This window comes from uncultured Thermanaerothrix sp. (genome assembly GCF_938028735.1).
In the GTDB taxonomy this organism is placed as follows: Bacteria; Chloroflexota; Anaerolineae; order Anaerolineales; family Anaerolineaceae; genus Thermanaerothrix.
In genome coordinates this window covers 260,689-285,853 of record NZ_CALIMF010000002.1, presented here as the reverse complement: position 1 = coordinate 285,853, position 25,165 = coordinate 260,689, and the positions used below count along the sequence as shown (strand labels likewise).

Below are 25,165 nucleotides of genomic sequence, written 5' to 3'. Positions count from 1 at the left end.
TGGCGAAGCCGATCGCGCGGAGTCACAACAAGGCATCTGGGAGAAAATCAACCCGATTGGCATAAACGATCCAGACTCCATCTGAGGAGATATCTAAACGAGTGATAGCACAATTGCTCAACGTAAACCAGGCACCGTCTGGAGTGGTTGCACCCAGCAAGGTAGTAAGGAAGGTATGATAAAAGCCAGCGTGACTGAAGAAAGCAACGCGATCTTCTGTGTGAGCGTGCCGCTCAAGCAACCATGCCCAAACGCGCCGTGCTCTGGCAATCCGTTCTTCCTCGGTTTCAAAAGGGCGATTCCACCACCCGGTTTCTGTGACAGAAGGGGGCAGGATTAAATCCGGGTAGAGGGTCAACAATTCGGTGCGTGAAAGGCCGCCTTGGCCCATGGGTTCCCCACGCTCGGGGTCATCGAGGTACACACCACCATTTTCGTGTAAGTCAGCGTGACCATAGAGTGGCATGTTCAGGGCTTGAGCCACAATAGCGGCGGTTCTCACCGCGCGCTTCATCAGGCTGCAATAGAGGTGGGTCAGTCCAAACCCATACCGGTTATGCCGGTCTGCGGTGTGATTGGCCTTCTCAGATGTGCTTCGAGGGGTCTTAAGAAACGAAGCCAGATAGAGAGCTTGGCGCACCCCTTTCTCGGTTAGGTCAGGGTCAGGATGACGTCCATCGCTACTACCTGTGTTTTCCCATAAAGCGTTGTTAGCAGATTGGGCGTGACGGATGAAGTACAATTCCATATGGCTCGTGGCTCCAACCTGGGGTAAGGATGGGTATCCTGTGGCACGTAAAGTATACCTGATGGAGCGTGTTTTCTGGCTACTTTATCATCCCTTTGCCTGGGCTTATGATTGGGTTTCCTGGGTGGTTTCGGCGGGGCGCTGGCAGAAATGGGTGCGATCAGTCATTGCGTTGCTCGAGGGGCCGTGTGTCCTGGAAATTGGGTTTGGCCCCGGTCACTTGCAGATCTGGTTGTATGAATGTGGTTTTCGGGCCTTTGGGGTAGATGAGAGCCGCAACATGGTGCGCTTGGCCCAGCGTCGCTTAAGGCGTTCTGGGGTGGTTGGGAGGCTAGTACGGGCTCGGGCGGAAGCGCTTCCTTTCCGTTGGGAAAGTTTTGATACTGTAGTAGCGACATTCCCCGGGGATTACATCTGGGCCGAAAATACATTGGAGAGCATTTGGCGGGTTTTGCGCCCCGGTGGGCATCTCGTCCTTCTTTTGGGAGCCGCACCGGGTGGCAAAGGGTTGTTTTTGCGTTTTCTGCGTTGGTTGTTTCGTATCACTGCACAGGACTCTAGGGTGTCTGATTTTCAGCGCCAGATCACAGAATATCTGTGGGCGCGTAATTATTTGAATGTCACCTGGAAAATTAGCGATTATAATGAAGATCGAATATGGATCCTGGCGGCTCAAAAGGCCCATGGTCACACTTCCCAGGAAATGTGAGGCCGGTGTCAGAATCCTTAGGATCAGTAGAGCAGGTGACAATGGAAATACAAATTGCGGTGGCCAAAACAACCAAGTACGGGTCGCAAGAGAGTGGAGACACCCTGGAGGTCGTTGAGCGCCCTAATGGGGGGCTATCGGTGGTTCTTTGCGATGGGCAAGCCTCCGGTCGCCAGGCCAAAGTGATTTCGAGCCTGGTGGTGCATAAAGTGATTAGCTTGCTGGCCGAAGGGGTTCGGGATGGGGCGGCGGCACGAGCGGCTTCTGACTTTCTCTATACGGAGCGCAACGGTCAGGCTTCGGTATATCTCAGTATCCTTAGTGCCGATTTACAGACGCATACGTTGGTTATCACGCACAACAATCCCACTCCTATCTATGTAGCACATCATGATCGCGTGGAATATATTAGTGGGGTGGATCAACCCATTGGCGTGGCGCGGAATATTCGCCCGGCCATTACTGAGCTTCCTTTGGAAGTCAGCACCACAGTGGTCATGCATACCGATGGCCTGAGTAAGGCTGGTAGCCAGTATGGGCGCACTCTGGATATTTGCACCGTTTTAGAAGCCATGTTGGAGGAGCAAGATCCTGAGGCGCAGTCCCTGGCCGACACATTGCTCTCTCAAGCTATCCGACTCGATCATGGGCGCCCAAATGACGACATGAGCGTTGTGGTTCTACGCGTTCTAGCGCGTGAGAGCGACCAAGTACGGCGTCTCGTGGTGCGTTTGCCATTGCCCTTTCCATCTAGTTTCTCGTCCTCGGTAGAGGGATCGCCTTTTTCAGGCGATGAAGGCACGGGGGATTTTGAAGCGGATTGAATGTGTGAGTTAAAATTTCATCACTGGCTATGTGTTGTCTGTCCATAGCCCGATCTACCTGGATGATTATTCCGAGAAGATCGCCACGGCGAGTCAAGGCTGTGTGATCTACATAAGAAAGCAAAATCCATGCGAAGTCGGTGATGGATTTGCCGCTGATGCACCGCTTTTTGCTTTAGTAACCTCCTTTGTTTAGTCAAGTTGTATGACAATTGAAGAGAGAAGTAACGAAACTTGCGATGTTTGTCACTTGTAAATTGTCTGATATCTCGCTATAATTTGTCACTAGCAGGTGATTTTAGCCAAGGAAAAACTTCGCCAGCGGCGCCGTTCTAGTGTTTTCCCCCTAGTGCACGTTTGAAAATCATAAATTGAAAGGAAGACGGTTAATGCCCCAACGGTCTGAGATCAAACGCATTCTCAATCAGGTCTTTGAGGCCATTCTGCCGATTATGGCGGTACCGGTGGCGCTGATCATTGGGGCGCTCATCCTCTTATTGTTGCGGGCCAATCCGGGGGTGGCTTTTTCGGCGCTGGTGCAGGGGGCGGTGGGAAGCACTTTTAGCGTTACCCAGACGCTGGTAAAGGCCACGCCGTTGCTCCTGGTGGGGCTAGGTATTACCATTGCCTTCCGGGGTGGAGTGATCAATATCGGCGGTGAAGGTCAGATCATCGTTGGCGCGCTTTCGGCAACGGCGCTGGCTCTCTCATTCAGTCAGTGGCCGGGGGTTGTTCTGCTGCCGCTCTGTCTGCTGGTGGGCACGTTGAGCGGAGCTCTCTGGGGGGCGGTGCCAGGGGTATTGAAAGCCCGCTTGGGAGTGAATGAGATTCTTAGCACCATCATGATGAATGCTATTGCCCTGCAACTCTCTAACTATCTGTTGCGCGGGCCCATGATTGATCCGGCTGAGATCGAAGCAGGGACGCGCATTGCCCAGTCGGCCTTGCTTCCTCGCCAAGTCTGGTTGCCCCGGTTGGTCCCGCAGACCTTGTTGCATGCGGGGAGTATCCTGGCGGTGGTAATGGCTATTCTGGTCTATATTTTCCTTTGGCGCACCACCATTGGTTATCGCATTCGAGCGGTTGGTCTTAATCCGCGGGCAGCACGTTACGCAGGAATTCCAGTGCCCATCTACCAGGCATTGGCCATTACCCTGGGCGGGGCGTTCGCCGGTCTTGCGGGTGCCGTGGAGGTGATGGGGGTACAGCGGCGTATGCTTGAGGGCCTCTCGGGGGGGTATGGTTTCTCCGGCATTGTGGCTGCGCTCTTTGGCAATCTACATCCTTTGGGCACAGTGCCTGCCTCGGTGTTGTTTGGTGGACTGCTTGTGGGTGCTGATAAGATGCAACGTGCTGTTCAGGTGCCCTCGGCCTTTGTGGATACCCTTATGGGGTTGATTGTTCTCTTTGTTGTGAGCAGTCGAATCTGGGCGGTGCGCCGGGCCCGTAGGAGAGAAACTTATGAATGATCTCTTCACGATCCCTGTTATTCTAGGCATTATTTACTCTGGGCTGCGTCTGGCTACGCCATATCTCTATGCGTCGATTGGTGAGGCATTTGTCCAGAATTCGGGGGTTTACAACTTGGGGGTGGATGGAATTATGCTGATGGGGGCGTTTAGCGGGTTCTACGTGGGGATGAAAACCGGAAATCTGTGGTGGGGGTTATTGGCGGCGATGGGAGTGGGTCTGCTAATGGGCTTGCTCATGGCTGTAGTCAGCGTGACTCTCAAAGCCGAACAGGGGATTAGCGGGATTGGCCTGTACATGTTTGGGTTAGGATTATCCAGCCTCCTTTTCAAGAAGACCATGACCGGGGTGGAGTCCATCAGCGGTTTTCAGCCAGTACGCATTCCGCTTCTAGGTAACATCCCTTATCTTGGAGATGTTTTATTCAACCATAACCTCTTGGTTTACGGAGCATTTCTCCTGGTACCGTTGGCCAGTTTTATCCTGTATAAAACTCCGTTTGGGCTCATGATTCGGGCGGTGGGACAAAATCCCCAGGCTGCGGATACATTGGGGATCAATGTGGATCGGATTCGCTACATCACCGTCAGTCTGGGAGGAATGCTAGCGGGCATTGCCGGTGCCTCTCTTTCGATCTCGCTGATCAATCTCTTTCAGGAAAACATGACCAGCGGCATGGGTTTCATTGCCATTGCGTTGGTGTATTTCGGAAGTTGGCGCCCTTGGGGAATCATGGGAGGCGCCCTCTTGTTTAGTTTTGTCAATGCGCTACAATTATGGTTACAGGTGCTGGGTGTTAACTTCCCCTATGATTTTGCCGTCATGTTACCCTATGCCATGACCATTCTGGCGTTGGCAATCTCGGTGCGCCGTGCGGCGATGCCGGATGCATTGGGCAAGCCCTTTGAGCGTGGCGAGTTCTAGTGAAAGGAGGTGGTTCTTCAACCCTTTGGAGGAGAAGTAGTCAAGTCGCAAAGCCAAAACTAAAATGGTGCTTTTCTTAACCCTTCCCCGAACCACTCAGGAGGTGAAACTATGAAGTCTGTGCTCTCTCGCTTGCTCATGCTGGTTGTGCTGGTTGCTCTGTTGCTCAGTGCCTGTGCGCCGGCGGCGACTCCCGCACCAACGCAGGCGCCTGAAAAACCACTCCGCGTGGCTATCGTCATGCCCTCTTCTATCACGGATATGGCGTTCAGTCAGGGCATGTACGAGGCGTGGGTGAAAGTGCAACAGGAAATGGGTGGGCCCTCCAAATTGGAGATTGCTTATTCTGAGAACATGTTCAAGGTTCCGGATGCAGCCGCTGCAATCCGCGATTACGCTTCTCAGGGCTATGATATTGTGATTGCGCATGGTTCACAGTACGGGACCTCGCTGGCGCAGATTGCCCCTGAATTCCCCAATACAACCTTCGCTTGGGGTACTACGACAGACACGTTTGCGGATCAGGGCATCAAGAATGTCTTTGCTTATAACCCCGCCGCAGAGCAGGGTGGCTATGTTTTGGGCACCATTGCCGCTCTCATGTCAAAGACGGGTGTGCTAGGGGTGTGTGGTCCGGTGGAAGCCGGCGACGCCAAGACCTACGTGGATGGTTTCAAATATGGGGCCGAACAAGCCCGTCCGGGTGTGAAAGTTCAGGTAACTTACACCGGCTCTTTCTCGGATGTTTCGTTGATGGCAGCTGCTGCCGAGACACACATTGCCGCTGGCGCGGACATGCTGACAGGGTCATCCCAATCGGTGGTGGGCGCTATCGGTGTTGCCAAAGAGAAAGGCGCCAAGTGGTTTGGCCAACAGTGGGATCAGACCAGCCTTGCCCCCGACATTGTGGTGGCCAATCAAGTGTATGATTACACCGGCATTATCAAGGACATGATTGCCAAGCGCAAGGCCGGCACGCTAGGTGGGGTGGCGTACACATTGACGCTTGAAAATGGTGGGTTGACCATCAAGTACAATGATCGTGTCCCCGTTCCGCCCGAGATTAAGGCGAAGGCCGACGAGGTCATTAAGGGCATCATTGACGGTACCATTAAACCTCTACCCTAGCGAACTGCAGGGAGTGTGCTGCGCGGGTGCAGCCCCAATTGGCTGCACCCGCCTCCAAAGAGAGTGATCTTAAAATTTGCAAGGTGACGATGAGCACACAGGTATTGGGTCTTGATGGTCGTTTGCCAACGGGGCAGATGCGCATCGAGGAGATGCGCATGATAGGAATTGTCAAACGCTTTCCGGGCGTTTTGGCCAATGATCACGTGGATTTTGATGTGCGCGCAGGGGAGATTCACGCTTTGTTAGGTGAAAATGGGGCGGGAAAAACAACCCTGATGCGCCAACTCTACGGGCTCTATCGCCCCGATGCAGGCAAGATCCTCATCAACGGCGTTGAGCAGCATTTCAATTCACCTCAGGATGCCATTCGTGCCGGGATCGGCATGATCCACCAGCATTTTATGCTGGTTCCCTCGTTGACGGTGGTTGAAAATGTGGCTTTGGGACTGAAATCTTCACGTGGGGTACTGCTTGATTTGGACCGCGTCGAAAAGCGCGTGCGTGAACTCAGTGAGCAGTACGGCTTGAAGGTGGATCCCAAGGCTTATGTGTGGCAACTGGCGGTGGGTGAACAGCAACGCGTGGAGATTCTCAAAGCGTTATATCGAGGTGCTGCCTTGTTGATCCTGGACGAACCGACGGCTGTCCTCACCCCGCAGGAAGTAGAAGATCTCTTCCGTACATTGCGTCAGATGGCACGCGATGGACATGCGTTAATCTTCATCTCCCATAAACTGCACGAGGTGCTAGCCATCAGTGACCGTGTGACAGTGTTGCGAGACGGACGCGTTGTAGGATCGCGACCCACTAAGGAAACCAATAAGGTTGAATTGGCTCAGATGATGGTGGGTCGTCCGGTGATTTTACAGTATGAACGATCACCTGCCCAGTTGGGTGAGGTGCAATTAGCAATCGAGAATCTCGTGGTGGGCGGTGACCGCGGGCAAGATGCGGTACGCAACGTCTCCTTGGAAGTCCATGCCGGCGAAATTCTGGGGCTGGCGGGGGTTTCCGGCAATGGGCAGCGCGAATTAGCGGAGGCGTTGGCCGGTTTGCGCCCGGTCAAATCAGGACGCATTCTACTCTGTGGAAAAGATGTGACACATGAACCACCTGGTGCGCGGATTGCTCTGGGGCAGTCCTACATTCCGGAAGAACGCCTGCGCGATGGTACGATCAAGGAATTCAGCGTGGCGGATAATTTGATCCTCGAAGATCACCACAAGCCGCCATTTTCGCGACAAATCTTCCTGAATTTCAACGCGATTCGTGAGGTCTCTAAACGCTTGGTGAATGAATATAATGTCAAGACGCCCTCAGTGGATACCCCGGTAAAGAATCTCTCGGGTGGAAACATTCAGAAACTCATTTTGGCACGTGAGCTTTCGCGACGCCCTAAGGTATTGATTGCCTCGCAGCCGACACGCGGGGTGGATATCGGCGCCACCGAATATATCCATCAGCGCTTGTTGGAACAGCGACAGGCAGGTACTGCCATTCTGTTGATTTCAGAAGATCTGGATGAAATTCGTGCCCTTTCTGATCGCATTGCTGTTATGTATGAGGGTGAAATTGTGGGTATTGTGGATGGGCCGAGTGCCACTGCTGAACAATTGGGGTTGATGATGGCCGGCGTGCGAGAAGGAGGGCAGCATCATTTGGAGAAAATTCGTCTATAATTAAAATAATCCCAAGTTCCAAGGAATCGGTGGTCGGCAGTCTCTCGGGTCGGCTGTCGGCGTCGGGCCTGTGAGCCCGTCGAAAAGTGCCGCCGTCAAACGAAAGGAGTCCACCGATCCTATGCGCTTTTGGAATACTTATGTTCTGGCACATTCGATTGAAGAAGCGTTAGATATCCTGAGCCATGCTCCAGGCTCTGCCCTGCCGGTGGCAGGGGGGACCGATCTGCTCTTGGAGATTCAGCAGGGTGAGCATGAGCCGGTCCATACGCTAGTTGATATCACCCATATCCCTGAACTGAAGCGCCTTGAGGAAACTGAAGACCATCTATTCATTGGTGCTGCCGTACCGGTAAGTCGGGTTGCCGAATCCCCCTTGGTGCGTCACCACGCCACGGCCGTTGCTGAAGCCTGCAGCCAAATCGGCGGCCCACAAGTGCGTAATTCGGCAACCTTGGGCGGAAATGTGGCTCACGCACTGCCGGCGGCTGATGGCATGATCGCCTTACTGGCGCTGGATGCCCGTGCGGAGGTAGCCAGCTTGGAGGGACGGCGGTTGGAGCCCATGGAAAACCTTTTCAAGGGGCCGGGTCAAACCGCATTAGATTTAAGGCGGGAGATCCTAGTAGGCTTTCATGTGCCTTTGCGCCGGCTTCATCAGGCCTCGGCTTTTGGGCGGGTGATGCGTCCTCAAGGGGTAGCCCTGCCTATTCTTAACACGGCGGTTTGGGTAGAGCGCCACGGTGAGGTGATCGGCGACATTCGAGTGGCGATCGGCCCTTCAGGGCCGGTGCCACGACGGGCCAGCGCTGTGGAGGCCGTTTTGAGAGGTCAACCCTGTGACCAAGAGACCTTTGCGGCCGCCCGACGGGCAATTCGAGAGTCCATCCGTTTTCGGAGTAGCCCGTTGCGGGCCAGCGCGGAGTACCGCTATCATTTGAGCGGAGTCTTGTTGGAAGAAGTGGTCATCAAGGCTTGGCAACGCACCCTGGAACCCTCGGTAGTGGAGGCGGTATGAGTGAGCGGTTACATTTATGGGTAAATGGGCAAGAAGTAGATCTGCCCGTCGTGCCGGGAGAGATGCTCTCGGATCTATTGCGCTACCGCTTGGGGCTGACCGGAACTAAAATCGGCTGTAATGAAATGGAATGCGGGGCATGCACTGTGCTAGTGGATGGTGAGCCGATTCTCTCCTGTTCCTTTCCAGCCGTACGGGCGCAGGACAAGCACGTATTGACCATTGAGGGGCTTTCGAAAGCCACCGAGGAAGCCATGAAGCCCTCAACCGAAGGATCCCTGCACCCGCTTCAGGAGGCTTTTATCAAGTACGGTGCGTTGCAGTGTGGCTTCTGCACACCAGGGCAAATCATGACCTCCTATGCTCTGCTCTTACGGAATCCCGAACCAAGCGATGAAGACATTAAGACGGCGCTCAAAGATACTCTATGCCGTTGCGGGGCTTATCCGGCTATTCTGCAGGCCATAAAAGCGGCGGCTAAGGCCATGCGTACCGGAGGCCCGGTGGAATCACCCGTGATTCCACCAGCGTCAAAACCGGGTAAGTATGTAGGCAATGTTCATCCCCGCCCGGATGCTGTGGCCAAAGTCACCGGACACGCCAAATATACCGATGACCTTCACTTTGAAGGCATGTTGCACGCACGGGTCAAGCGTGCCATGGTGCCTTCGGCCATCGTCACGCGCATTGACGTGAGCAAGGCCAGAGCACTCCCCGGCGTGGTAGCCGTGCTGACAGCTGAGGATATTCCCGGTGAACACAATCATGGGTTGGTTATTTATGATTGGCCCATCCTGGTGGGGGTAGGGGAGCGCGTGCGCTATGTGGGCGACGCGCTGGCAATTGTTGCTGCTGAGACACGCGAGATTGCCACGCAAGCCCTAGACCTCATTGAGGTGGATTTTGAACTGTTGCCGGTAGTGAGCGATCCGGTACAGGCCGCGCAGCCCGATGCACCCAAGATTCACCCTAATGGTAATCTTCTCAAGCATATTAAGGTGCGCAAGGGGGATGTGGAGCAGGGGTTTGCCGACGCAGATGTTATCCTTGAGCACACCTTTTATACACCCATGCACGATCATGCGTTTTTGGAGCCGGAATGTAGCATTGCACGCCCTACGCCGGATGGACGCATGGAGGTCTATGTTGGCTCGCAAATCCCTTATGCGGATCGCCAACAGATTGCGCGCGCTCTGGGTTGGCCCGAAACCCGTGTTCACGTCATCGGACAGTTAATGGGTGGGGGTTTTGGTGGTAAAGAAGATATTGCGGGTCAGATCCATGCTGCCCTTTTAGCCCATGCAACGGGGCGGCCAGTGAAGTTATTGTACGATCGTCATGAGTCGTTGATTGCGCACCCCAAGCGCCATGCCACCCAGATTCGAGTCAAGGTAGGGGCCAAGTTGGATGGGCGCCTCACGGCGGTAGAGACAGAGCTCTATGGGGATACAGGTGCTTATGCTTCGCTCGGCGAGAAGGTCATGACGCGGGCCACGACCCACTCTTCTGGGCCGTATGAAGTTCCCCACGTCAAGGCTGATTGCTATGCCATGTACACCAATAACCCACCCGCAGGAGCGTTTCGGGGTTTTGGGGTGATGCAATCGGCTTTTGCAATTGAGAGCATGATGGACATGCTGGCCGAACGGCTGGGCATAGACCCGGTGGAATTGCGACGCAAGAATGCTTTGCGCGTTGGTAGCGTGACCAATACCGGGCAGGTTTTGCGGCAGAGTGTGGGGCTTTTGGAGTGCATTGAAAAAGTTGAGGCAGAGATGCGCCGCCTGGGTGGTCCTAATCCGTTCGAACCCAAGACAGTGCCAGGTGCGCCTCATCTGCGCCGCGCCTGGGGTTTTGCGGTAGCCTATAAGAACACTGGCTTAGGCGGCGGCGCGCCAGACAAGGCAGGGGCAGAAGTGGAGTTGCGGCGCGATGGTACTTTCCAGGTGCGTACATCGTCCGCAGAATTGGGGCAGGGTCTTCCAACGGTGTTACAACTTATTGCCGCTGAAGAACTCAATCAGTCCCCACGACGGATTGAGGTGTTACTCATGGATACGGATTTAACACCGGATGGTGGACCAACCACAGCTTCCCGTCAGACCTTTGTAACCGGAAACGCGGTGCGGTATGCCGCACGGGCACTTAAGGAATTGCTGACCAGCGAACTCTCAGAGCGCTACGATGTACCGCCGGAACAAGTTCGTTTTGTAGAAGGGCTGGCTCAGATTAATGGGCACGCATTAACACTGCAGCAGGTGGCCGAAGAAATGCTGGCGAGTGGCCGTCCGCCGGTGACATCTTACACATATTGGGCGCCCACCACCCGGCCATTGGGCGAGGGTGGGGATATGCACTTTGCTTTCTCGTTTGCAGCCCAGGCCGCCGAGGTTGAAGTGAACACCCTGACGGGTGAGGTTAAAGTGTTGCGTATGATCATTGCCAATGATGTGGGTTACGCGATCAACCCCCTGGGGTTGCGCGGGCAGGTTGAAGGGGGCGCGATCATGGGGATTGGGCATACGTTGACAGAGAATTTCATCCTCAAAGATGGGCAAGTAGTTACTGACCGTCTGGCGCGTTACCGTACCCCTTCTATCGTTCACACGCCCGAGATCATCTCGTTTATTGTGGAGCATCCGGTTGCTGAAGGGCCTTATGGGGCTAAGGGGGTTGGAGAAATTGTGCTGATTCCCACTCCCCCCGCGATCACTAATGCGATTTATAACGCTGTGGGGGTGCGCGTAGACCGTCTGCCGGTAGATCAGGAGATGATTTGTAAGGCGTTGAACAACTGCTAACGGCTGAGTAAATTGGCCTGAGACGAGCGGGTCGGGTTGCTCTCGACCCGCTTGTGGGTTTTTGCATGGGAACGTATAGGGTTAACGGCCTTGTTGCTGGGATCTTCAGGGTAAAATCCAAGCAGTTCTCGTAAGGATATGTTCTATGGGCGAATTTGATTTTATCATTTTGGGCGCGGGCGCAGCGGGACTTTCCCTGGCCTATCACTTGCTCCAAAGCCCCCTCAGGGATCGGCGCGTCCTTCTTGTGGAGCGCGAGGAGAAGGTGCGTAACGATCGTACTTGGTGCTTTTGGAGCAATCGTCCGAGTTTGTTCGAGCCTATTTACTTTCACACCTGGCCACGCCTGACCGTAAGGCACTGGAATGAAACCCTGAATCTTGATTTGCAGGACTACGCCTACCATATGATTCGCGGGGCCGATTATTATCGCTTTGTCCTCTCTGCATTGAATGGGGCGGCCAATGTGACTCTGGTTCAAGGAGAAGTCAAAGAAGTGTTTCAAGATACATACGGTATCTCCGTCTGGGTTGATGGGCGTGAGTACCGTGGTCGCTGGGGCTTTGATAGCACCTTTTCAGTTCAGGCGTGGGCGCGTCAGCCGGAGCGCTATCATTATCTGTGGCAGCATTTCAAAGGCTGGGTCATTGAAAGTGACCTGCCGGTTTTTGATTCTACACAGGGGACGCTTTTTGATTTTCGCACGTCCCAAAATGGGGCGATGCGTTTCATGTATGTTCTCCCCTGGAGCCCTACCCGTGCGCTGGTGGAGTACACCTTGTTTTCCCCCACCTTTCTGGATGAACAGGCTTACGATAACGCCCTGCGCGCTTATGTGGAAGAGGTCCTCAACCTCTCTCGTTATCACATCTTGGAACAAGAACGTGGCGCCATTCCTATGACCGATCATCCATTTGAGCGGCGAGCTGGGCCGAGGCTCTTAAATATTGGGACTAAGGGGGGACGCGTCAAGCCCTCTAGTGGGTATGCCTTCCTGCGCATTCAAGCCGATAGTGCGGCAATTGTGCGCTCATTAGTGCAATACGGCCACCCGTTTGCCCTTCCTGTTGCCCCACGTCGTTTCAGAGTGTTGGATCGGATCATGTTGCAGGTGATGTGGCGCAAAGGCGAGCGCATGGCCGATATTTTTATGCAATTGTTTCGCAACAACCCTGCTCGGCGCATCTTCCGCTTCCTGGATGAGCAAGCCAGTGTGGCCGAGTGTTTGCAGGTCCTTGTGTCACTGCCCCCTGGACCTTTCCTGCGGGCCACCTGGCAAGTGTATGGGCTGCGGCGTCTTTGAGGCCTCACAACCAACCTTGTAGGTGGTAGATCAAAATACCCAAGTACTCCTTGAGGCTGCTGGTTGTAAGTCCCAAATGATCGGCGGTTGGTAACAGGTTAATGAGCTGCCTGGCCAGGTTTGGGCGCCAAAGATCTTGCCAGTTGCTCTCGGTGACGGTGTAATCGGTAGGAGCAGGGATGACCTTAAAGCCCTGATGCTCAAAGAGAGCCACTGAGCGTGGCATGTGTTGTGCGGAGGTCACCAGGATGATGTTCCGAATACCCCTTTCGCGTAACATCTCACTTGAATAGAGGGCGTCCTCATAGGTGTTCTGTGAGCGGGGCTGTAACCACAGGGCTTCTTCAGGGATGCCGATCAACCGCATCAAATCCGCCATTTCTTCCGCCGGGGTACTGCCTCGCTGGCTGAGCCATGAGATGTAGCCACCGCTAAGCAGGATATGAGGTGCTTTTCCCTGCTTGTAAAGGCGTGCCGCGAAAAGAACGCGGTCGCCCGCGCCGTTAACCTCGACAAACAGGCGAGGATACGAGGGGGCCTCGGTGCCGCCACCCAGAACAACAATGGCTTCAGCCTGGGGAATCTCATCTGGGGGAAGGTAGCGCCATTCTAATGAACGTGCCAAGCTGTAGGCCACCCAGCGATTTCCCCCCAGCCAGAGGAGCAGAAATGCACCGAGAACCAAAAGTTGCTTGCTCCGCGCCGACGAACGGATCAGCGCCAAGATCAGGAGCACACAGGCTAACCCAAGGGGGTAAACAAGGAGGGGGAGGAACTTGGAAAGAAAGACAAACATAGTAAGCCTTGATTCACAGATAGATTTGAACTTTGATTGTAATCGAAATTGGTGATCAACGCAGATTGGGGCTCTCAGGAGCGAGAATTCGCGGTAAAATCTAGACCAATAACTATTGTTTTGAAGTATAATTGCTTTGTGTAAATTTTCACGAGTAGTTTATGGAGTGTTTGCCCTAATCCTAGGCTGGAAAGGAGAGGTGAAGTAAAAATGGAAAACCTGGTACTCGTCCGTCATGGGCAGAGCGTTTGGAATATGGAAAACCGCTTTACCGGTTGGACCGATGTGGATTTGACCGAGCAAGGAAAGGAAGAAGCGCGCTGGGCAGGGCGGCAACTACTGGCCGAAAAGTTTGAATTTGATATTGCCTTTACATCGGTGTTGAAGCGCGCCATCCGCACCTTGTGGATCATCCTGGATGAGATGGATTTGATGTACCTGCCCTATGAGATTGCTTGGCAGTTGAACGAACGGCACTACGGGGCCTTGCAAGGCCTGAACAAAGCCGAGATGACGCTTAAGTACGGGAAGGAACAGGTGCATCTCTGGCGGCGAAGTTATGATGTCCCGCCGCCCCCCTTGGATTGGGATGACCCTCGCCATCCGCGCTTCGATCCGCGCTACAAAAACGTAGATCCCAAACTATTGCCGGCTTGCGAATCGTTGAAGATGACCCTTGAGCGCGTGTTGCCCTACTGGCATGAGAAAATTGCACCACGCTTGCGGGCAGGTGAGCGGGTACTGATTGTGGCACATGGGAACAGCCTGCGCGCGTTGGTAAAGTATCTGGATAACATTTCGGATGCAGATATCCCTGAACTTAACATCCCCACCGGTATTCCGCTAGCCTATGCTCTGGACAAAGACCTCAAGGTCATTTCACGGCGTTATTTGGCGGACGAAGAAACTGTGCGGGCAGCCGCCGAAGCTGTGGCCAAGCAAGCCGAGGCTAAACAACCCTAGGCTCTAATCTAGCGCTGTCATCACCCATGCAAGGGCGAGGTGTTATCTCGCCCTTTTTCTTTGCCCTGAGTCCCGAATATATAGTCCCATAGAGGGGAAGAAACGCCGAAGCGCTGGTCGGGTGTCTTATAATGATGCTGCATGTGATGGCGTTTTAGGGCTTTCCAGATGCCGCGGCGCATTGGGAAGTGGTGTGTGGCATAGTGGATCAAATCATAACTTAAATAACCCGTAATGAAACCTGCAAAAGTAGGACCCAGCCAGTGGGGCGCCGAGAAAAGCTGGCTTAATATCAGCCAGAACAGTCCATAGAAAATGAAGGCCAGGGGAATACTAACGATAGGGGGCATGACGAGGCGCGTCTTGCACTGGGGTTGGGCGTGATGAATGCCGTGGAAAAGGAAGATCACCCGTTCCTGGAAGGGAGTGCGAGGACGAAAGTGAAAAACGAAGCGGTGGAGAGTGTACTCGGCCAGACTCCAGAGGAACAGCCCCAAGCCAAAGCCAAGAGGAATCTGAAACCAAGTGGTGCGGCTTGTTGCCTCAAACACCCCGTACCCCAAAAAGATCAATGCGACTGGGAGCCATATGATCACCACTACCGCGGGATGAATATGGGTAAAAAACTCCAGGAAGTCGGATTTGAAAAGGCGAATGGGTTGTGGATCATGTGAAATGGGACGATGCATGGGTTTACCTCTTGGGCGTTTTTTGGGCGGACGAGGTGAGCGGGATGATCTGCTCGATCCCCTCTTCAAGGATCTGTACAAGTATCTGTCCGTGCGAGCCCGCCTCCAGCGCCGCAAGTAAGTTGGTGACCTGCGATTGAGCCACCGAAACAGTGAGGCTGACCTCAGATGTGAACTGCCGTTCCAGGAGGTGGCCATTCAAGTCGGATAATTGCTTTTCAATATAATTATATAAAGCATAGGGGAGTTGCAAATGTAGAATCGTGACCCGAGTTTTTTGACCCAATTGAGCGAGATCCAATGCTTGCAAGGCAGCTTCGCGGTAGGCGCGGGCCAGCCCTGCGGTGCCCAGTTTTATACCCCCGAAGTAACGGGTTACAACGAGCAAGACGTCCTCGACCTGGCGTGACTTCAAGGCCAGCAGGATGGGGCGGCCAGCCGTACTCCCGGGTTCCCCATCGTCCGAAGAGTGTTCTAAATGGTTCACAATGTAAGCGTACGGATGATGGGAAGCATCGGGAAACTCGCTCCGAATTCTTGCCAGGGTTGTACGTACCTCGTGTTCGGTGTGGACCGGGAAAAGGGAGGCAATGAAGCGTGATTTTGAGACGCTCAATTGACAACGAGTCGGTTCCAAGACAACCAACATAGCTAATCCAGATGCTCCAGGATAAAAGTGGCAATTTGGGCAGCACCATTGGGGGCCGTCTCAGCAGTGGCTCGATGTGGTAAAGCCAGTAACTCATCTAAATACTTTACCCAGGTCCCGTTCATAAATTCGGTAGTGGGGATCTGCAAAGAGGGCATATGACGGCGGATAAATTCGGCCAACGGTGCTGATTCGCGGAACCGTTCTCGGATGGCATAACCGAAAGGAATACCAGCATGATAGGCTTCGGCAATTGTGCTGTATCCCACCTTGCCGATCACTGCGTCGCTAGCAAACAGCAGGTCCGGATGATAAAAACCACTGCGGTGAGGGAGTAGAACTAGATTGCCGTCCCGGGTGGGTTGGGAGGCGCTACCAGGGATGACAAAAACCACGCCGGAATATTCCCTAAGGGCGGCTAAGGCCGCGTAGCGATGCTCAATTCCTCCCATAGTGATCAATAGGGTAGGTGTTGTTTCTGGAATGGCGAGTCGGGCACGAATTTCAGAGCGGCTGTGTTTTGGTGAACGGCTAACAGGTTCAACGCACAGATCATGCGAGCGAGGTTCACAACTGGGGTCAGTCTGAATATGGTAACTGGCGCGGGCAAACCAATCCCGGTAATAGGAGATAAGGGAGGCCAGTCGGGGTTCTTCGGTCAGGTAACCCTCAAAGATCCAATCCCAGGTGAAGTTTTCGATTAAAAAGGATGGCAGGCCAGCTTGCTCGGCGACGGCTATCCCCAAGGGGGCAATGTCACACAGAACAGCGCGGCAACCGGCGCGGCGTATCTGATCGCTTAATGCGCTTGTCTCTTCATCAGGAAAGGGAAGCCGTTGTGCATGAGCCATGAAAGTTGCATGTAGATCCTCATCCCAAGGGGTGCGCTGGACAATGCCTACATCCGCCGGATACTCGTGATAGACGAATCCATCCCCGAGTGTGTCTTCAAAAAACCAGGTTGGCACCTGAGTAAAAATTTCAAACTCGACTCCAGGGCATTTTTGCTTGAGGTTTTCCATCACGGCCGCTGCACGGGCGGCGTGACCAAACCCATGCGAGGAGATAAAATAGGCCAGCCTCAATACAGTCATTCAACGATTACCTATGTGAAATGTGATGCCTCAATTTTACCTGATATAGCATTGAAACCCCATGGGGTGGGGTTTCAATGCTAACAAGAGAAGAAGTCGTGTGTTTATCCGTTAAGAATCATGCTCCAGATGTCTTAATATCTCATCTAGACCTAGCGCATCTAATCTTGGAATGACAAGGTCGGCTTTACCCACTCGCTCCCGTGGCCCTAAGCCGATTACCCGCATGCCGGCGGCGCGAGCGGCTTCAATTCCGGCTTCAGCATCTTCAACCACAACACAGACATACGGTTGTTCGCCAAGCAGTTCCGCGGCTTTGAGAAAGAGGTCTGGGGCGGGTTTGCTTCGCTCAACCATGGTGCCATCAACCAGGACATCTACCCAGGGGAGCAAATTAAGCCGCTCAACCACCCACCGAGCATTCTTGCTAGAGGAAGCAATGGCCCGCTTTAGGCCAGCCTTTTGGAGGGCTTGAAGAAACTCCAAGGCACCCGGAAGAAGGTTTTGAGGAGTAATTTGGGCGATCAGTTCGAGATAGTAACGATTCTTGCGTTCGGCCCATTCCTCGAACTGCTCAGGGGGAAGGGTGCGTCCCTTAAGGAGCCGACGGAGGGAGTCATGACGCGAAACGCCACGTAGAGCTTCATTATCCTCACGGGTGAATGGGATACCTTCTTCCTCGGCCAGGCGTTTCCAGGCCAGATAATGGAATTCCGAGGTATCGGTCAATACGCCATCTAAATCGAAGATGAAGGCACGGATCATGGGGACACCTCGTGGGTCTGGGACGGGTTTTGGGGTGTAGCCTCAACGTAAATGGGTTGTCCGCGCCACATGAACTTGAACGCTACGCGCTTCCAGTGGGAAGGTAGTGTCGGTTTGAGGCTCCAACCGGAATCTGACACTTGCAACCCTGCGAACCCAAATACCACGGCCTGCCAGACCCCACCGGCGGAGGCCCCGTGGATGCCATCTTCAGCGTTACCGCGTACATTTTCCAGATCGGCTCGCGCCGCGCGCATAAAGTGTTCGTAGGCTTCTTGGGGGCGTCCTACGCGACAAGCCATGATGGCCTGGATAGAAGGCCCCAACGAGGAGCCAAAGGTGTGATCGGTGCGGGGAGTGTAATAGTCGTAATTTGCTTTGACCACTTCGGTACTAAATTGGTCAGGAAGGAGATAGAGTAGCATCAATACATCGGGCTGCTTGATGGCCTGGGTTTGATTGGCACCCTCAATGCCGAAGAGCACTTGCACGGACACGTTGCGGGGCTCAAGATCAGCCATTAGCACATCTTTGCGCTGAAAATAACCTTCAAATTGCTCAATCAGACCTGTTTGGGCGTCCAGTGGGCAGTACAGATGAGCAATGACCTTTTGCCAGTAGGCCAGCTCTTCGGGCGTCAATTCTAGACGCTGAGCAAGGTCGGCATAAGTCTCCGGAAAGTGGCTCTTCAGCCATTCCAGGATTTCAAGCGCGGTGTTCAAGTGCCAGCGCGCCAGGTAATTTGTATAGGCATTGTTATCTACATGGTCGTGGTATTCGTCAGGACCGATCACATCGGTGTACTCAAAGCGTTCCAGATCGGGATTCCACTCAGCGCGGCTGGCCCAGAAGCGCGCAGTGTCCAGGATGATCTCAGCGCCACGTTCGCGCATAAAGGTATCATCCCCAGTAGCCTGCCAGTATTGGCGAATAGCATAGGCGATGTCGGCGGAGATATGAATCTCAATGTCGCCTGTCCAGATGCGTATGAGTTGAGTGGGGTCGGCGAAATGGGGTACCCAGGTCGGCGTCACTTCATCCCCGGTCGCGGCGCTTTCCCAAGGATATTGCGCGCCTTTATAGCCATTGCGTCGGGCTTTACGGCGCGCTCCCTCCAGAGTGTGCCAGCGGTAAGAAAGCAGGTTGCGTGCAATCTCAGGGCGGGTGTAAGTAAATAGAGGGAGCATGAAGATCTCAGTATCCCAGAATACGTGTCCTCGATAGCCATAACCGGAGAGTGTCTTGGCACCGATGCTTACTCGCTCGTCCTGCCGAGGTGCCGCGATGAGAAGATGGAAAATGCTAAAACGTACGGCTTGCTGGGCCTCTTCATCACCCTCAATAATGACATCACAGGCTTCCCATTCGCGTTGCCAAGCGATGGCATGTGCCAACCAGGCTTTATCCCACAGGGGGGCATTTGTCTGAGTCAGCCGCGCCTGCACTATCTGGGCAGGGTTTGCTGTCTCCCGGTTGCTATAGAGGTAAACGATTTTCTCACCGCTGACTGGCTGTTCAGGTGAGACTTGTGTACGAGCCACCAGAACGGGGTGATTACGCACGTCCCATCCCTCGCGCTCAACATCGGCCTGGCTTTCTATGTGAAGGTAAGTGCCCAGAGCCACGGTGAGGTGAGTTTTACGGGTGATGCAGGTCAGCCGGGCTTGGGCGGGGGAAGTGGCCTGATCCTGCCATTCCCAGTGCTTAAACTGGAGATTGTCTGTTTCGCCGTTCAGCCCTGCACGTATTTCGACTTGGCCCTGGTAATCAAGCGGGTGAATCGAAAAACGGATGAGCATCAAGTGGGGATCGGCTAGGCTGATAAAACGCTGGAAGTGCAAGCGGGTTGTACGCCCCTGGGGGCTACGCCAGCGGATCCGGCGTTCAAGCAGGCCAGTGCGGAGATCAAGGCGTCGGTGGAATTCCAGTAAAGTGCCTTGTTCCAGCGAGAAGCGCTCTCCTGCAAGGAAAAGTTCTAGTTCCAAAGCGTCCGGAAGATTGACGAGCTCAGTGAAGTGGATTGGCACATCATCAAACAGCCCGTGCATAAATGCAGCACGTTCTTCGCCGCGGTAACCCTCTTCAAAGACGCCGCGAGCGCAGAAAACGCCGTTGCCGATGGTAAAAACGGTTTCCCAGTGCCGTTGATTTTGGGGGTCGAAATGAGATTGTTCAATATGCCAGAGTGAGCGTGATGTGGGGGTTTCCATGATGCGTCTATCCCTCTTTTAACCCGGTGCCTGCGATACTCTGAACGAAGTAACGCTGGAAAAGGAAAAACAAGATTAGAATCGGAAGCGTATTGAAAAGCGAGCCGGCCAGGACCTTTGAGATCAGAGTGTAGTATTCGCCGCGGAACCAGTTAAGCCCCAGGGGAAGAGTGAAATTCTCGGGGGTGCGCAGGATCACCAGTGGCCACATGAAGGCGTTCCATTCTCCTTGGAAGGTTAATAAGGCAAGGGTCAGCAGTTGAGTCTGACTTAGGGGGAGGACAATGCGGAAGAAAATTCCCCAACGTCCTAAACCGTCCATCATCGCGGCTTCTTCTAGCTCTCGAGGCAGGCTCTTGTAGAACTGGGTCATCATAAAGATTCCAAACGCTGTCACAATTCCTGGTAGGATGACGCCCCCCAAGTTATCAATGAGGCCAAAGCCGGTGGGCAAAGTGATATCACCAATTTTCAGGCCGCCGCGGATAATGCCCGGACCGACTACCAGGAAGGCGGGGATGAGGGTAACCTGCCCCGGGATCATCATGGAAACCAGCATGGCGTTGAAAAGAACTCCTTTAAGGGGGAAGTCCATTCGTGCAAAGGCATAGCCTCCCATGGCACAGAAGAGAACGCGTAGGATGGTCACGGTCAGCGAGACGATCAGGCTATTCAGCAACCAGCGCGGGAAAAGCGGGAGGGCGCCAATCACATCACGGAAATTATCTAAAGTGAAAGGAATAGGCCAGAAGAGCGGTGGGTCGTAAGCGTTTGCCACCGGTTTAAGGCTGAAAACCAGCGTGAAGTAAAGGGGAGCCAAACAGACGATTGCCCAGAGGATCAGGATTAGATAGAACAATGGTGTTTTGAAGCGATCGTACCATAGAATTAGACGATCGCTGAGAGAGAGGGGCCGGGGTCGGGCCTGGGTGAGGATGGTCATAGTTCTCTTTCCTCCGTCACTGACCGACAGTACCACTACCTTCAATTACTCTTCGTTGGAGCATGGTGACGACGAAGATGATAAGTGCTAGGATGAAGGCTAGTGCTGAAGCCTGTCCCATTTTCACTGTTGTGTCGCGAAAGGCCCACTTATAAATCAGGTAGGCGATGGTTGTGGTGGAATCCAATGGGCCGCCAGCAGTCATCACGTAGATTTGGTCAAAGACCTGAAAACAGCCAATCACTCCAACAGTGACCACAAAAAAGATGACCGGACGCAACATGGGGATGGTAATGTAGCGGAAAATTTGAAGTTTGTTAGCCCCATCAATGGCAGCGGCTTCATAAAGGGCGGTGGGAATATCCTGTAGTCCAGCCAGGAAAATGAGCATGAGCGTTCCGCTGGTGGTGAAAATATTCACCATCATAATCGTGTAGAAGGCATAACGCGGATCATTGAGCCAGTTGATTTTTAGGTGGAAAATTTGATTGATCACCCCGAGGGGACTGAACAACCAGACGAAGATGAGGGAAATGACCACCGACGATGTGACCGATGGCAAGTAGAAAATGGTGCGAAAGAGGCGGCGGAAACGTATCTTCTGATCCATGGCGAAAGCCAGGATCAGGCTGATTAGGGTTTGGGTTGGTACCACGATGGCGGTGTACTTGAAAGTGTTCGGCAGTGCTTTGCGGATAAACAGGTCATCACAGACGGGTTTGGGAGCATTCTCGGGACGTGGAAACCAGGATTCAATGCAGAGAACACGACGATAACCTTCCAATCCCCACCACTGCGGCGGACTAAGCAGATTGTAGCGGGTGAAGGAAAGATAAAACGCGTAGCCAATCGAAAAGACGGTAAAGACCAGAAAAATAAACAAATAGGGCAAAAGAAACGTGTAGGCCGTAAGAGCTTCACGTCGTCGGCGCGCCTTTTGGCGTAGCGCGAGGGCAGAGGCAAGAGGGGTAGAGGAAGTGGACATCCCGATCTCCTCTAAGGAGGAGGGGCTTGGTATACCTTAATGCCCCTCCTCCGGTAGTGCACCTATTTCAATTCGGCCAATTTCTGGCGGATGACCTCGGCGGCTTGCTTGAAGGATTCTTCAACCGGCATGTTTTCAAGATAGACCCGCTCCAGGGCTTTGGTCATTTGCTCGTTCACATCCGAGCCGACCAGACCCCACATGAAGGGGCGGGCACCCTGCAAAGCACCGCGGAAGATCGCCGCTGAGGCCGGATTGGTCTTCAGGTATTCGCTTTCCTGGAGCGAGAGGCGTGTGGGCAGAGCAAAACCGCTTTCCATGACTTTCTTCTGAGCGGCCTCGCTGGTCAGGTAGTGGATCACGCGCCAGGCGGCTTCGGGGTTCTTGCTGTTCTTGGAGATGACGTAAGCCACGGTAAAGATCAAATTGCCCTCACCTTTAGGACCCGCTGGCGGCGTGACCACGCCATAGTTGATGTTAGGGAACTGTTGTTTTAGATAGGGGATCAACCAGCCCCCTTCATAAACCATGGCAAACTGCCCTTTGCCGAAAACAGTACCCTGCCACCCCTCACCGACATCAGCGGGAATAGCGCCAATCTTCTCGGCGCGGAACGAGGTGTAGAATTTTCCGGCCTCAATCGCTTCAGGAGCGTCCAGGAGGGTATCCTGGAAATCGGGAGTCATGATCGAACCGCCGTTTTGGAAAACGAAGATGGGAAAACGTCCTGCATCGGCTGGTACACCTAGACCATAGACGTTATTAGCAGGATTGGAGAGTTTCTGGGCCGCGGCTTTCAGATCATCCCAAGTCCAATCATCCGTCGGTTCGGCTAGGCCAGCTTGGGTAAAGAGATCTTTGTTATAGAAGAGCCCGAGTGTGTTGAAGTCCTTGGGAATACCGTAAACCTTGCCGTTGGCGGAGAAGGCATCGATGAGGGAGGGGATAAACTCTTCCTTTTTGGTGCCAGTCGAGGCCATCAGGTCATCCAGCGGGAGCATAACATCATCCTGGACGAAGGCCGGGAACTGGAAAATATCCATGTAGTAGATATCCGGCTCTGTGCCCGCAGCGATAGAGGTTTTCAAGGTTGCCCAGAAATCCCCGGTGATAGGCTCATACTTTACTACAATATCGGGATTCTCAGCGGTAAAATCCAAGAGCAGGGATTGGAGCAGGGCAGTCTCTTCCGGGCTAGCGGCCCAGCCAGAGAGACGAACGACAGCGCGTTGCGCCGGCACCTCTTTGACTACCTCTTGGGTCACGACAACGGATTTCTCAACCTCAACCGTTTCTTTGACGACCTGAGGAGTAGCAGGGGCGCAAGCGGCTAGGATAAGCGCCAGCATGGCAGTTAGGATCATTGTCATACGTAAGGCTTTCATGGGTTCTCCTCCTGAAATTTGCGTGTCGAGAGAAGAAAGGGGATGTGTTATACTACTAACCTACAAGCAGGGATAAACCTTGCTTGCTGGGGCCACCCTGATATGCCCTGGCGGGGAGAGGGGTGGCTCCTTCTTTACACTACCGGGGATGTAAGATACGTGGAAACTTTACCCGTTGATCACCTCCTTTGTCGAGGGCGAATAGGAGCCGGTGCTTGCTTTGGCGTTTGGATCCGTTGAAGCGCGCACGATCAAAGTAGGAGGAACGAGCTGGCACTGCGGCTCGGGAAATTGGCCGGTTTCGATGAGATCAATCAGGCGTTCGATAACTTGCTGACCGATCTCCCAGATGGGCTGTCGCAACGAGGTTAGGGGAGGGGTGAGGTAGCGGGCTAGAGGGATGTCATCGAAGCCCGAGATGGCCAGATCTTCCCCAACGCGCAGCCCGCGTTCTTGTGCCGCTTGCATAGCGCCAATGGCCATGTAGTCATTAAGAGCCACCAGGGCCGTTGGGCGTTGTTGGGAAGGCAGGTTGAGCAAATGATGGGTGGCACGGTAACCGAAATCTAGACGCCCTTCGCCGCGTAGGATCCATGTGGCGTTGACTGGGATGTTTGCTTCACGCAAGGCTATCAGGTAGCCTTCTAAACGATTGTTCCCTACCCGTGAATTTTCTGGCCACGCCAGGGCGGCAATACGCCGATGGCCCAAAGCAATCAGGTGGCAGGTTACCTCATACAGCCCCTTGCCCCCGTCCACGTCAATGCAGGGGAAGTGCCAATCGGGGTTAGAGCGCCCGAAGGCTACAAACGGAAATTTGCGCTCTTGGAGGTAGCGGATGCGGGGATCGTTGTATTCCACGCTTGAAAGGATGAAGCCATCAACTCGTCCTGTGTCAATTAACTCGGCGTAAGTGGCCAATTGTTTGTCGACCTGATAATGGTAAGGGAACATTAGTAAGTAATAGCCACGGGCTTCAGCGGCCACGAACATGCTTTGTAAAAACTGATCCAAGATGGGGTTGGTCTCATCTGGTGGAGAAGGAGGCCAAGAGTAGCCAATGGTGAAGCTGCGCTGAGCGCGCAGGCTGCGAGCGTTGTAATGTGGCGTATACCCCAATTCTTCCACTGCTTGCCAAATGCGGCGTTCAGTCTCTTCCGGGAGGCGGATTTGGTGATTAAGGAGTTTCGAGACCGTTTGGTAAGAGACGCCGGCGCGACGGGCGACATCCTTGAGGGTGACACGGTTCCTAACCATGGGCGTAAGTTGGGAGGGTGGACTTTGAATGCGAACGTTCGCGCGAACGTTCGCATTCATTGTAGCAACTTTTGAGGGCAGAGTCAAGAGGTTGATGAGAATTTCTCGGGTAAGTAACGGGTCTTTGTATCCGTGGCTTTATCCTCTCAGTGTTGAGCAAGAATATTGACAAAAATAGATATCTGTTATATATTTTTGGCGAGTTTTTGGATAACCGGTGAGTATTTTGTATGTACGTGCGTAACGCGATTTTGGGATTGCTGAGTCAGCGTAGCCGCTATGGGTACGAATTATTGCAAGCCTTTCAGGCGCTTGCTGGGGGGCGCGAAACTTGGGATTTGCGACCTGCGCAGGTATACACCACACTTCTCCGTTTGAAGGATAGTGGTCTGATCGTGGAAGAGGAGAATTCCCCAGGTGAAGCTCTGGAAAAACGCCGCTACACCATTACGCCGGCAGGTCAAGAGGAACTGCGACGCTGGTTTGAAACCCCGGTGCGGGCAGAACCTCAACACGACGAATTTTTTCTCAAACTGATGATTGCCTTAGCCACAGGTCAGGCTGATCCACAGCGTTTGATCTACACCCAGCGCGCTAGTCTCTTTCAGGAATTGCACCGACTGACTGCTTTGCGCATGACCCTTGATCCTTCTACCTCGTTGGCCCACATTCTATTACTGGATCAGGCTGTCATGCATTTAGAAGCCGATTTGCGCTGGTTGGATATGATCGAGGCCCGGTTGGATGATGTGCGTAAACAACCCATCCCTGAACCGGAACTCCGGCCACGCGGCCGACCTGCAAAGGGTGAAAAGTAGAGTA

At 53.7% G+C, this 25,165-nt stretch carries 22 protein-coding genes; 11 read left to right on the top strand and 11 right to left on the bottom strand.

Annotated elements, in window-relative coordinates:
* Nucleotides 1–22: 22 nt before the first annotated feature.
* Nucleotides 23–748 carry a histidine phosphatase family protein gene (locus Q0721_RS01975; RefSeq protein ID WP_299024751.1) on the bottom strand — a complete coding sequence of 242 codons (726 nt, stop codon included), beginning with the start codon at nucleotides 746–748 and terminating at the stop codon, nucleotides 23–25.
* 40 nt (nucleotides 749–788) lie between these two features.
* Here Q0721_RS01975 and Q0721_RS01970 point away from each other — a divergent pair, with 40 nt between their 5' ends.
* The 9 genes from Q0721_RS01970 (at nucleotide 789) to Q0721_RS01930 (ending at nucleotide 12,607) form a co-directional block, all read left to right on the top strand.
* Nucleotides 789–1,457 (top strand): class I SAM-dependent methyltransferase, encoded by a 669-nt coding sequence (locus Q0721_RS01970; RefSeq protein ID WP_299024749.1) that lies wholly within the window; start codon nucleotides 789–791, stop codon nucleotides 1,455–1,457.
* 41 nt (nucleotides 1,458–1,498) lie between these two features.
* Nucleotides 1,499–2,281, top strand: a complete 783-nt coding sequence (locus tag Q0721_RS01965) for a SpoIIE family protein phosphatase (RefSeq protein WP_299024747.1) — start codon at nucleotides 1,499–1,501, stop codon at nucleotides 2,279–2,281.
* A 389-nt stretch (nucleotides 2,282–2,670) separates the two neighbouring features.
* Nucleotides 2,671–3,750, top strand: a complete 1,080-nt coding sequence (locus Q0721_RS01960) for an ABC transporter permease (protein WP_299024745.1) — start codon at nucleotides 2,671–2,673, stop codon at nucleotides 3,748–3,750.
* Entirely contained in the window at nucleotides 3,743–4,675 is a 933-nt protein-coding gene (locus Q0721_RS01955; protein ID WP_299024743.1) for an ABC transporter permease, read from the top strand. Before Q0721_RS01960 ends, Q0721_RS01955 begins: the two co-directional genes overlap by 8 nt.
* Before the next feature lie 111 nt (nucleotides 4,676–4,786).
* Nucleotides 4,787–5,803: a BMP family protein gene (locus Q0721_RS01950; RefSeq protein WP_299024741.1), complete on the top strand. Its 1,017-nt coding sequence runs from the start codon at nucleotides 4,787–4,789 to the stop codon at nucleotides 5,801–5,803.
* 89 nt (nucleotides 5,804–5,892) lie between these two features.
* Nucleotides 5,893–7,485, top strand: a complete 1,593-nt coding sequence (locus Q0721_RS01945) for an ABC transporter ATP-binding protein (protein ID WP_299024739.1) — start codon at nucleotides 5,893–5,895, stop codon at nucleotides 7,483–7,485.
* Between the two features lie 121 nt (nucleotides 7,486–7,606).
* Nucleotides 7,607–8,503 carry a xanthine dehydrogenase family protein subunit M gene (locus tag Q0721_RS01940; protein ID WP_299024737.1) on the top strand — a complete coding sequence of 299 codons (897 nt, stop codon included), beginning with the start codon at nucleotides 7,607–7,609 and terminating at the stop codon, nucleotides 8,501–8,503.
* On the top strand, nucleotides 8,500–11,304 hold the full coding sequence (locus Q0721_RS01935; RefSeq protein ID WP_299024735.1) for a molybdopterin cofactor-binding domain-containing protein: 2,805 nt from the start codon (nucleotides 8,500–8,502) through the stop codon (nucleotides 11,302–11,304). The genes Q0721_RS01940 and Q0721_RS01935 overlap by 4 nt, the downstream gene beginning before the upstream one ends.
* Before the next feature lie 145 nt (nucleotides 11,305–11,449).
* The gene (locus tag Q0721_RS01930) at nucleotides 11,450–12,607 is read left to right on the top strand and encodes a lycopene cyclase family protein (protein ID WP_299024733.1); all 1,158 of its coding nucleotides are present in this window, start codon (nucleotides 11,450–11,452) and stop codon (nucleotides 12,605–12,607) included.
* A gap of 4 nt (nucleotides 12,608–12,611) precedes the next feature.
* On the opposite strand, the gene Q0721_RS01925 is transcribed toward Q0721_RS01930, so the two are convergent.
* Entirely contained in the window at nucleotides 12,612–13,403 is a 792-nt protein-coding gene (locus Q0721_RS01925; protein ID WP_299024731.1) for a YdcF family protein, read from the bottom strand.
* A 210-nt stretch (nucleotides 13,404–13,613) separates the two neighbouring features.
* On the opposite strand from Q0721_RS01925, the gene gpmA reads away from it, so the two are divergent.
* Complete coding sequence (gpmA, locus tag Q0721_RS01920) at nucleotides 13,614–14,366, top strand: 2,3-diphosphoglycerate-dependent phosphoglycerate mutase (RefSeq protein ID WP_299024729.1); 753 nt, start codon at nucleotides 13,614–13,616, stop codon at nucleotides 14,364–14,366.
* A gap of 20 nt (nucleotides 14,367–14,386) precedes the next feature.
* Here the strand turns inward: gpmA and Q0721_RS01915 are convergent, their stop codons facing one another.
* From Q0721_RS01915 to Q0721_RS01875, 9 genes are all read right to left on the bottom strand, one after another.
* Nucleotides 14,387–15,055, bottom strand: coding sequence for a sterol desaturase family protein (locus Q0721_RS01915; protein WP_299024727.1), 669 nt, complete (start codon nucleotides 15,053–15,055; stop codon nucleotides 14,387–14,389).
* A gap of 4 nt (nucleotides 15,056–15,059) precedes the next feature.
* A complete protein-coding gene (locus Q0721_RS01910) occupies nucleotides 15,060–15,704 on the bottom strand; it encodes a YigZ family protein (RefSeq protein WP_299024725.1) in 645 nt (214 codons plus the stop codon).
* A gap of 2 nt (nucleotides 15,705–15,706) precedes the next feature.
* A complete protein-coding gene (locus tag Q0721_RS01905) occupies nucleotides 15,707–16,798 on the bottom strand; it encodes a hypothetical protein (RefSeq protein ID WP_299024723.1) in 1,092 nt (363 codons plus the stop codon).
* A 111-nt stretch (nucleotides 16,799–16,909) separates the two neighbouring features.
* Entirely contained in the window at nucleotides 16,910–17,563 is a 654-nt protein-coding gene (gene pgmB, locus Q0721_RS01900) for a beta-phosphoglucomutase (RefSeq protein WP_299024721.1), read from the bottom strand.
* Nucleotides 17,560–19,773 carry a glycoside hydrolase family 65 protein gene (locus Q0721_RS01895; protein ID WP_299024719.1) on the bottom strand — a complete coding sequence of 738 codons (2,214 nt, stop codon included), beginning with the start codon at nucleotides 19,771–19,773 and terminating at the stop codon, nucleotides 17,560–17,562. Before Q0721_RS01895 ends, pgmB begins: the two co-directional genes overlap by 4 nt.
* A 7-nt stretch (nucleotides 19,774–19,780) precedes the next feature.
* A complete protein-coding gene (locus tag Q0721_RS01890; protein ID WP_299024717.1) occupies nucleotides 19,781–20,716 on the bottom strand; it encodes a carbohydrate ABC transporter permease in 936 nt (311 codons plus the stop codon).
* Between the two features lie 16 nt (nucleotides 20,717–20,732).
* Nucleotides 20,733–21,701 carry a sugar ABC transporter permease gene (locus tag Q0721_RS01885; RefSeq protein WP_299024715.1) on the bottom strand — a complete coding sequence of 323 codons (969 nt, stop codon included), beginning with the start codon at nucleotides 21,699–21,701 and terminating at the stop codon, nucleotides 20,733–20,735.
* 62 nt (nucleotides 21,702–21,763) lie between these two features.
* Nucleotides 21,764–23,086: an ABC transporter substrate-binding protein gene (locus Q0721_RS01880; RefSeq protein ID WP_299024713.1), complete on the bottom strand. Its 1,323-nt coding sequence runs from the start codon at nucleotides 23,084–23,086 to the stop codon at nucleotides 21,764–21,766.
* Nucleotides 23,087–23,254: 168 nt separating this feature from the next.
* Nucleotides 23,255–24,403: a LacI family DNA-binding transcriptional regulator gene (locus tag Q0721_RS01875; RefSeq protein WP_299024711.1), complete on the bottom strand. Its 1,149-nt coding sequence runs from the start codon at nucleotides 24,401–24,403 to the stop codon at nucleotides 23,255–23,257.
* A 170-nt stretch (nucleotides 24,404–24,573) separates the two neighbouring features.
* Between Q0721_RS01875 and Q0721_RS01870 the strand changes: the two genes are divergently transcribed.
* Nucleotides 24,574–25,161, top strand: coding sequence for a PadR family transcriptional regulator (locus tag Q0721_RS01870; protein WP_299024709.1), 588 nt, complete (start codon nucleotides 24,574–24,576; stop codon nucleotides 25,159–25,161).
* Nucleotides 25,162–25,165: the final 4 nt, after the last annotated feature.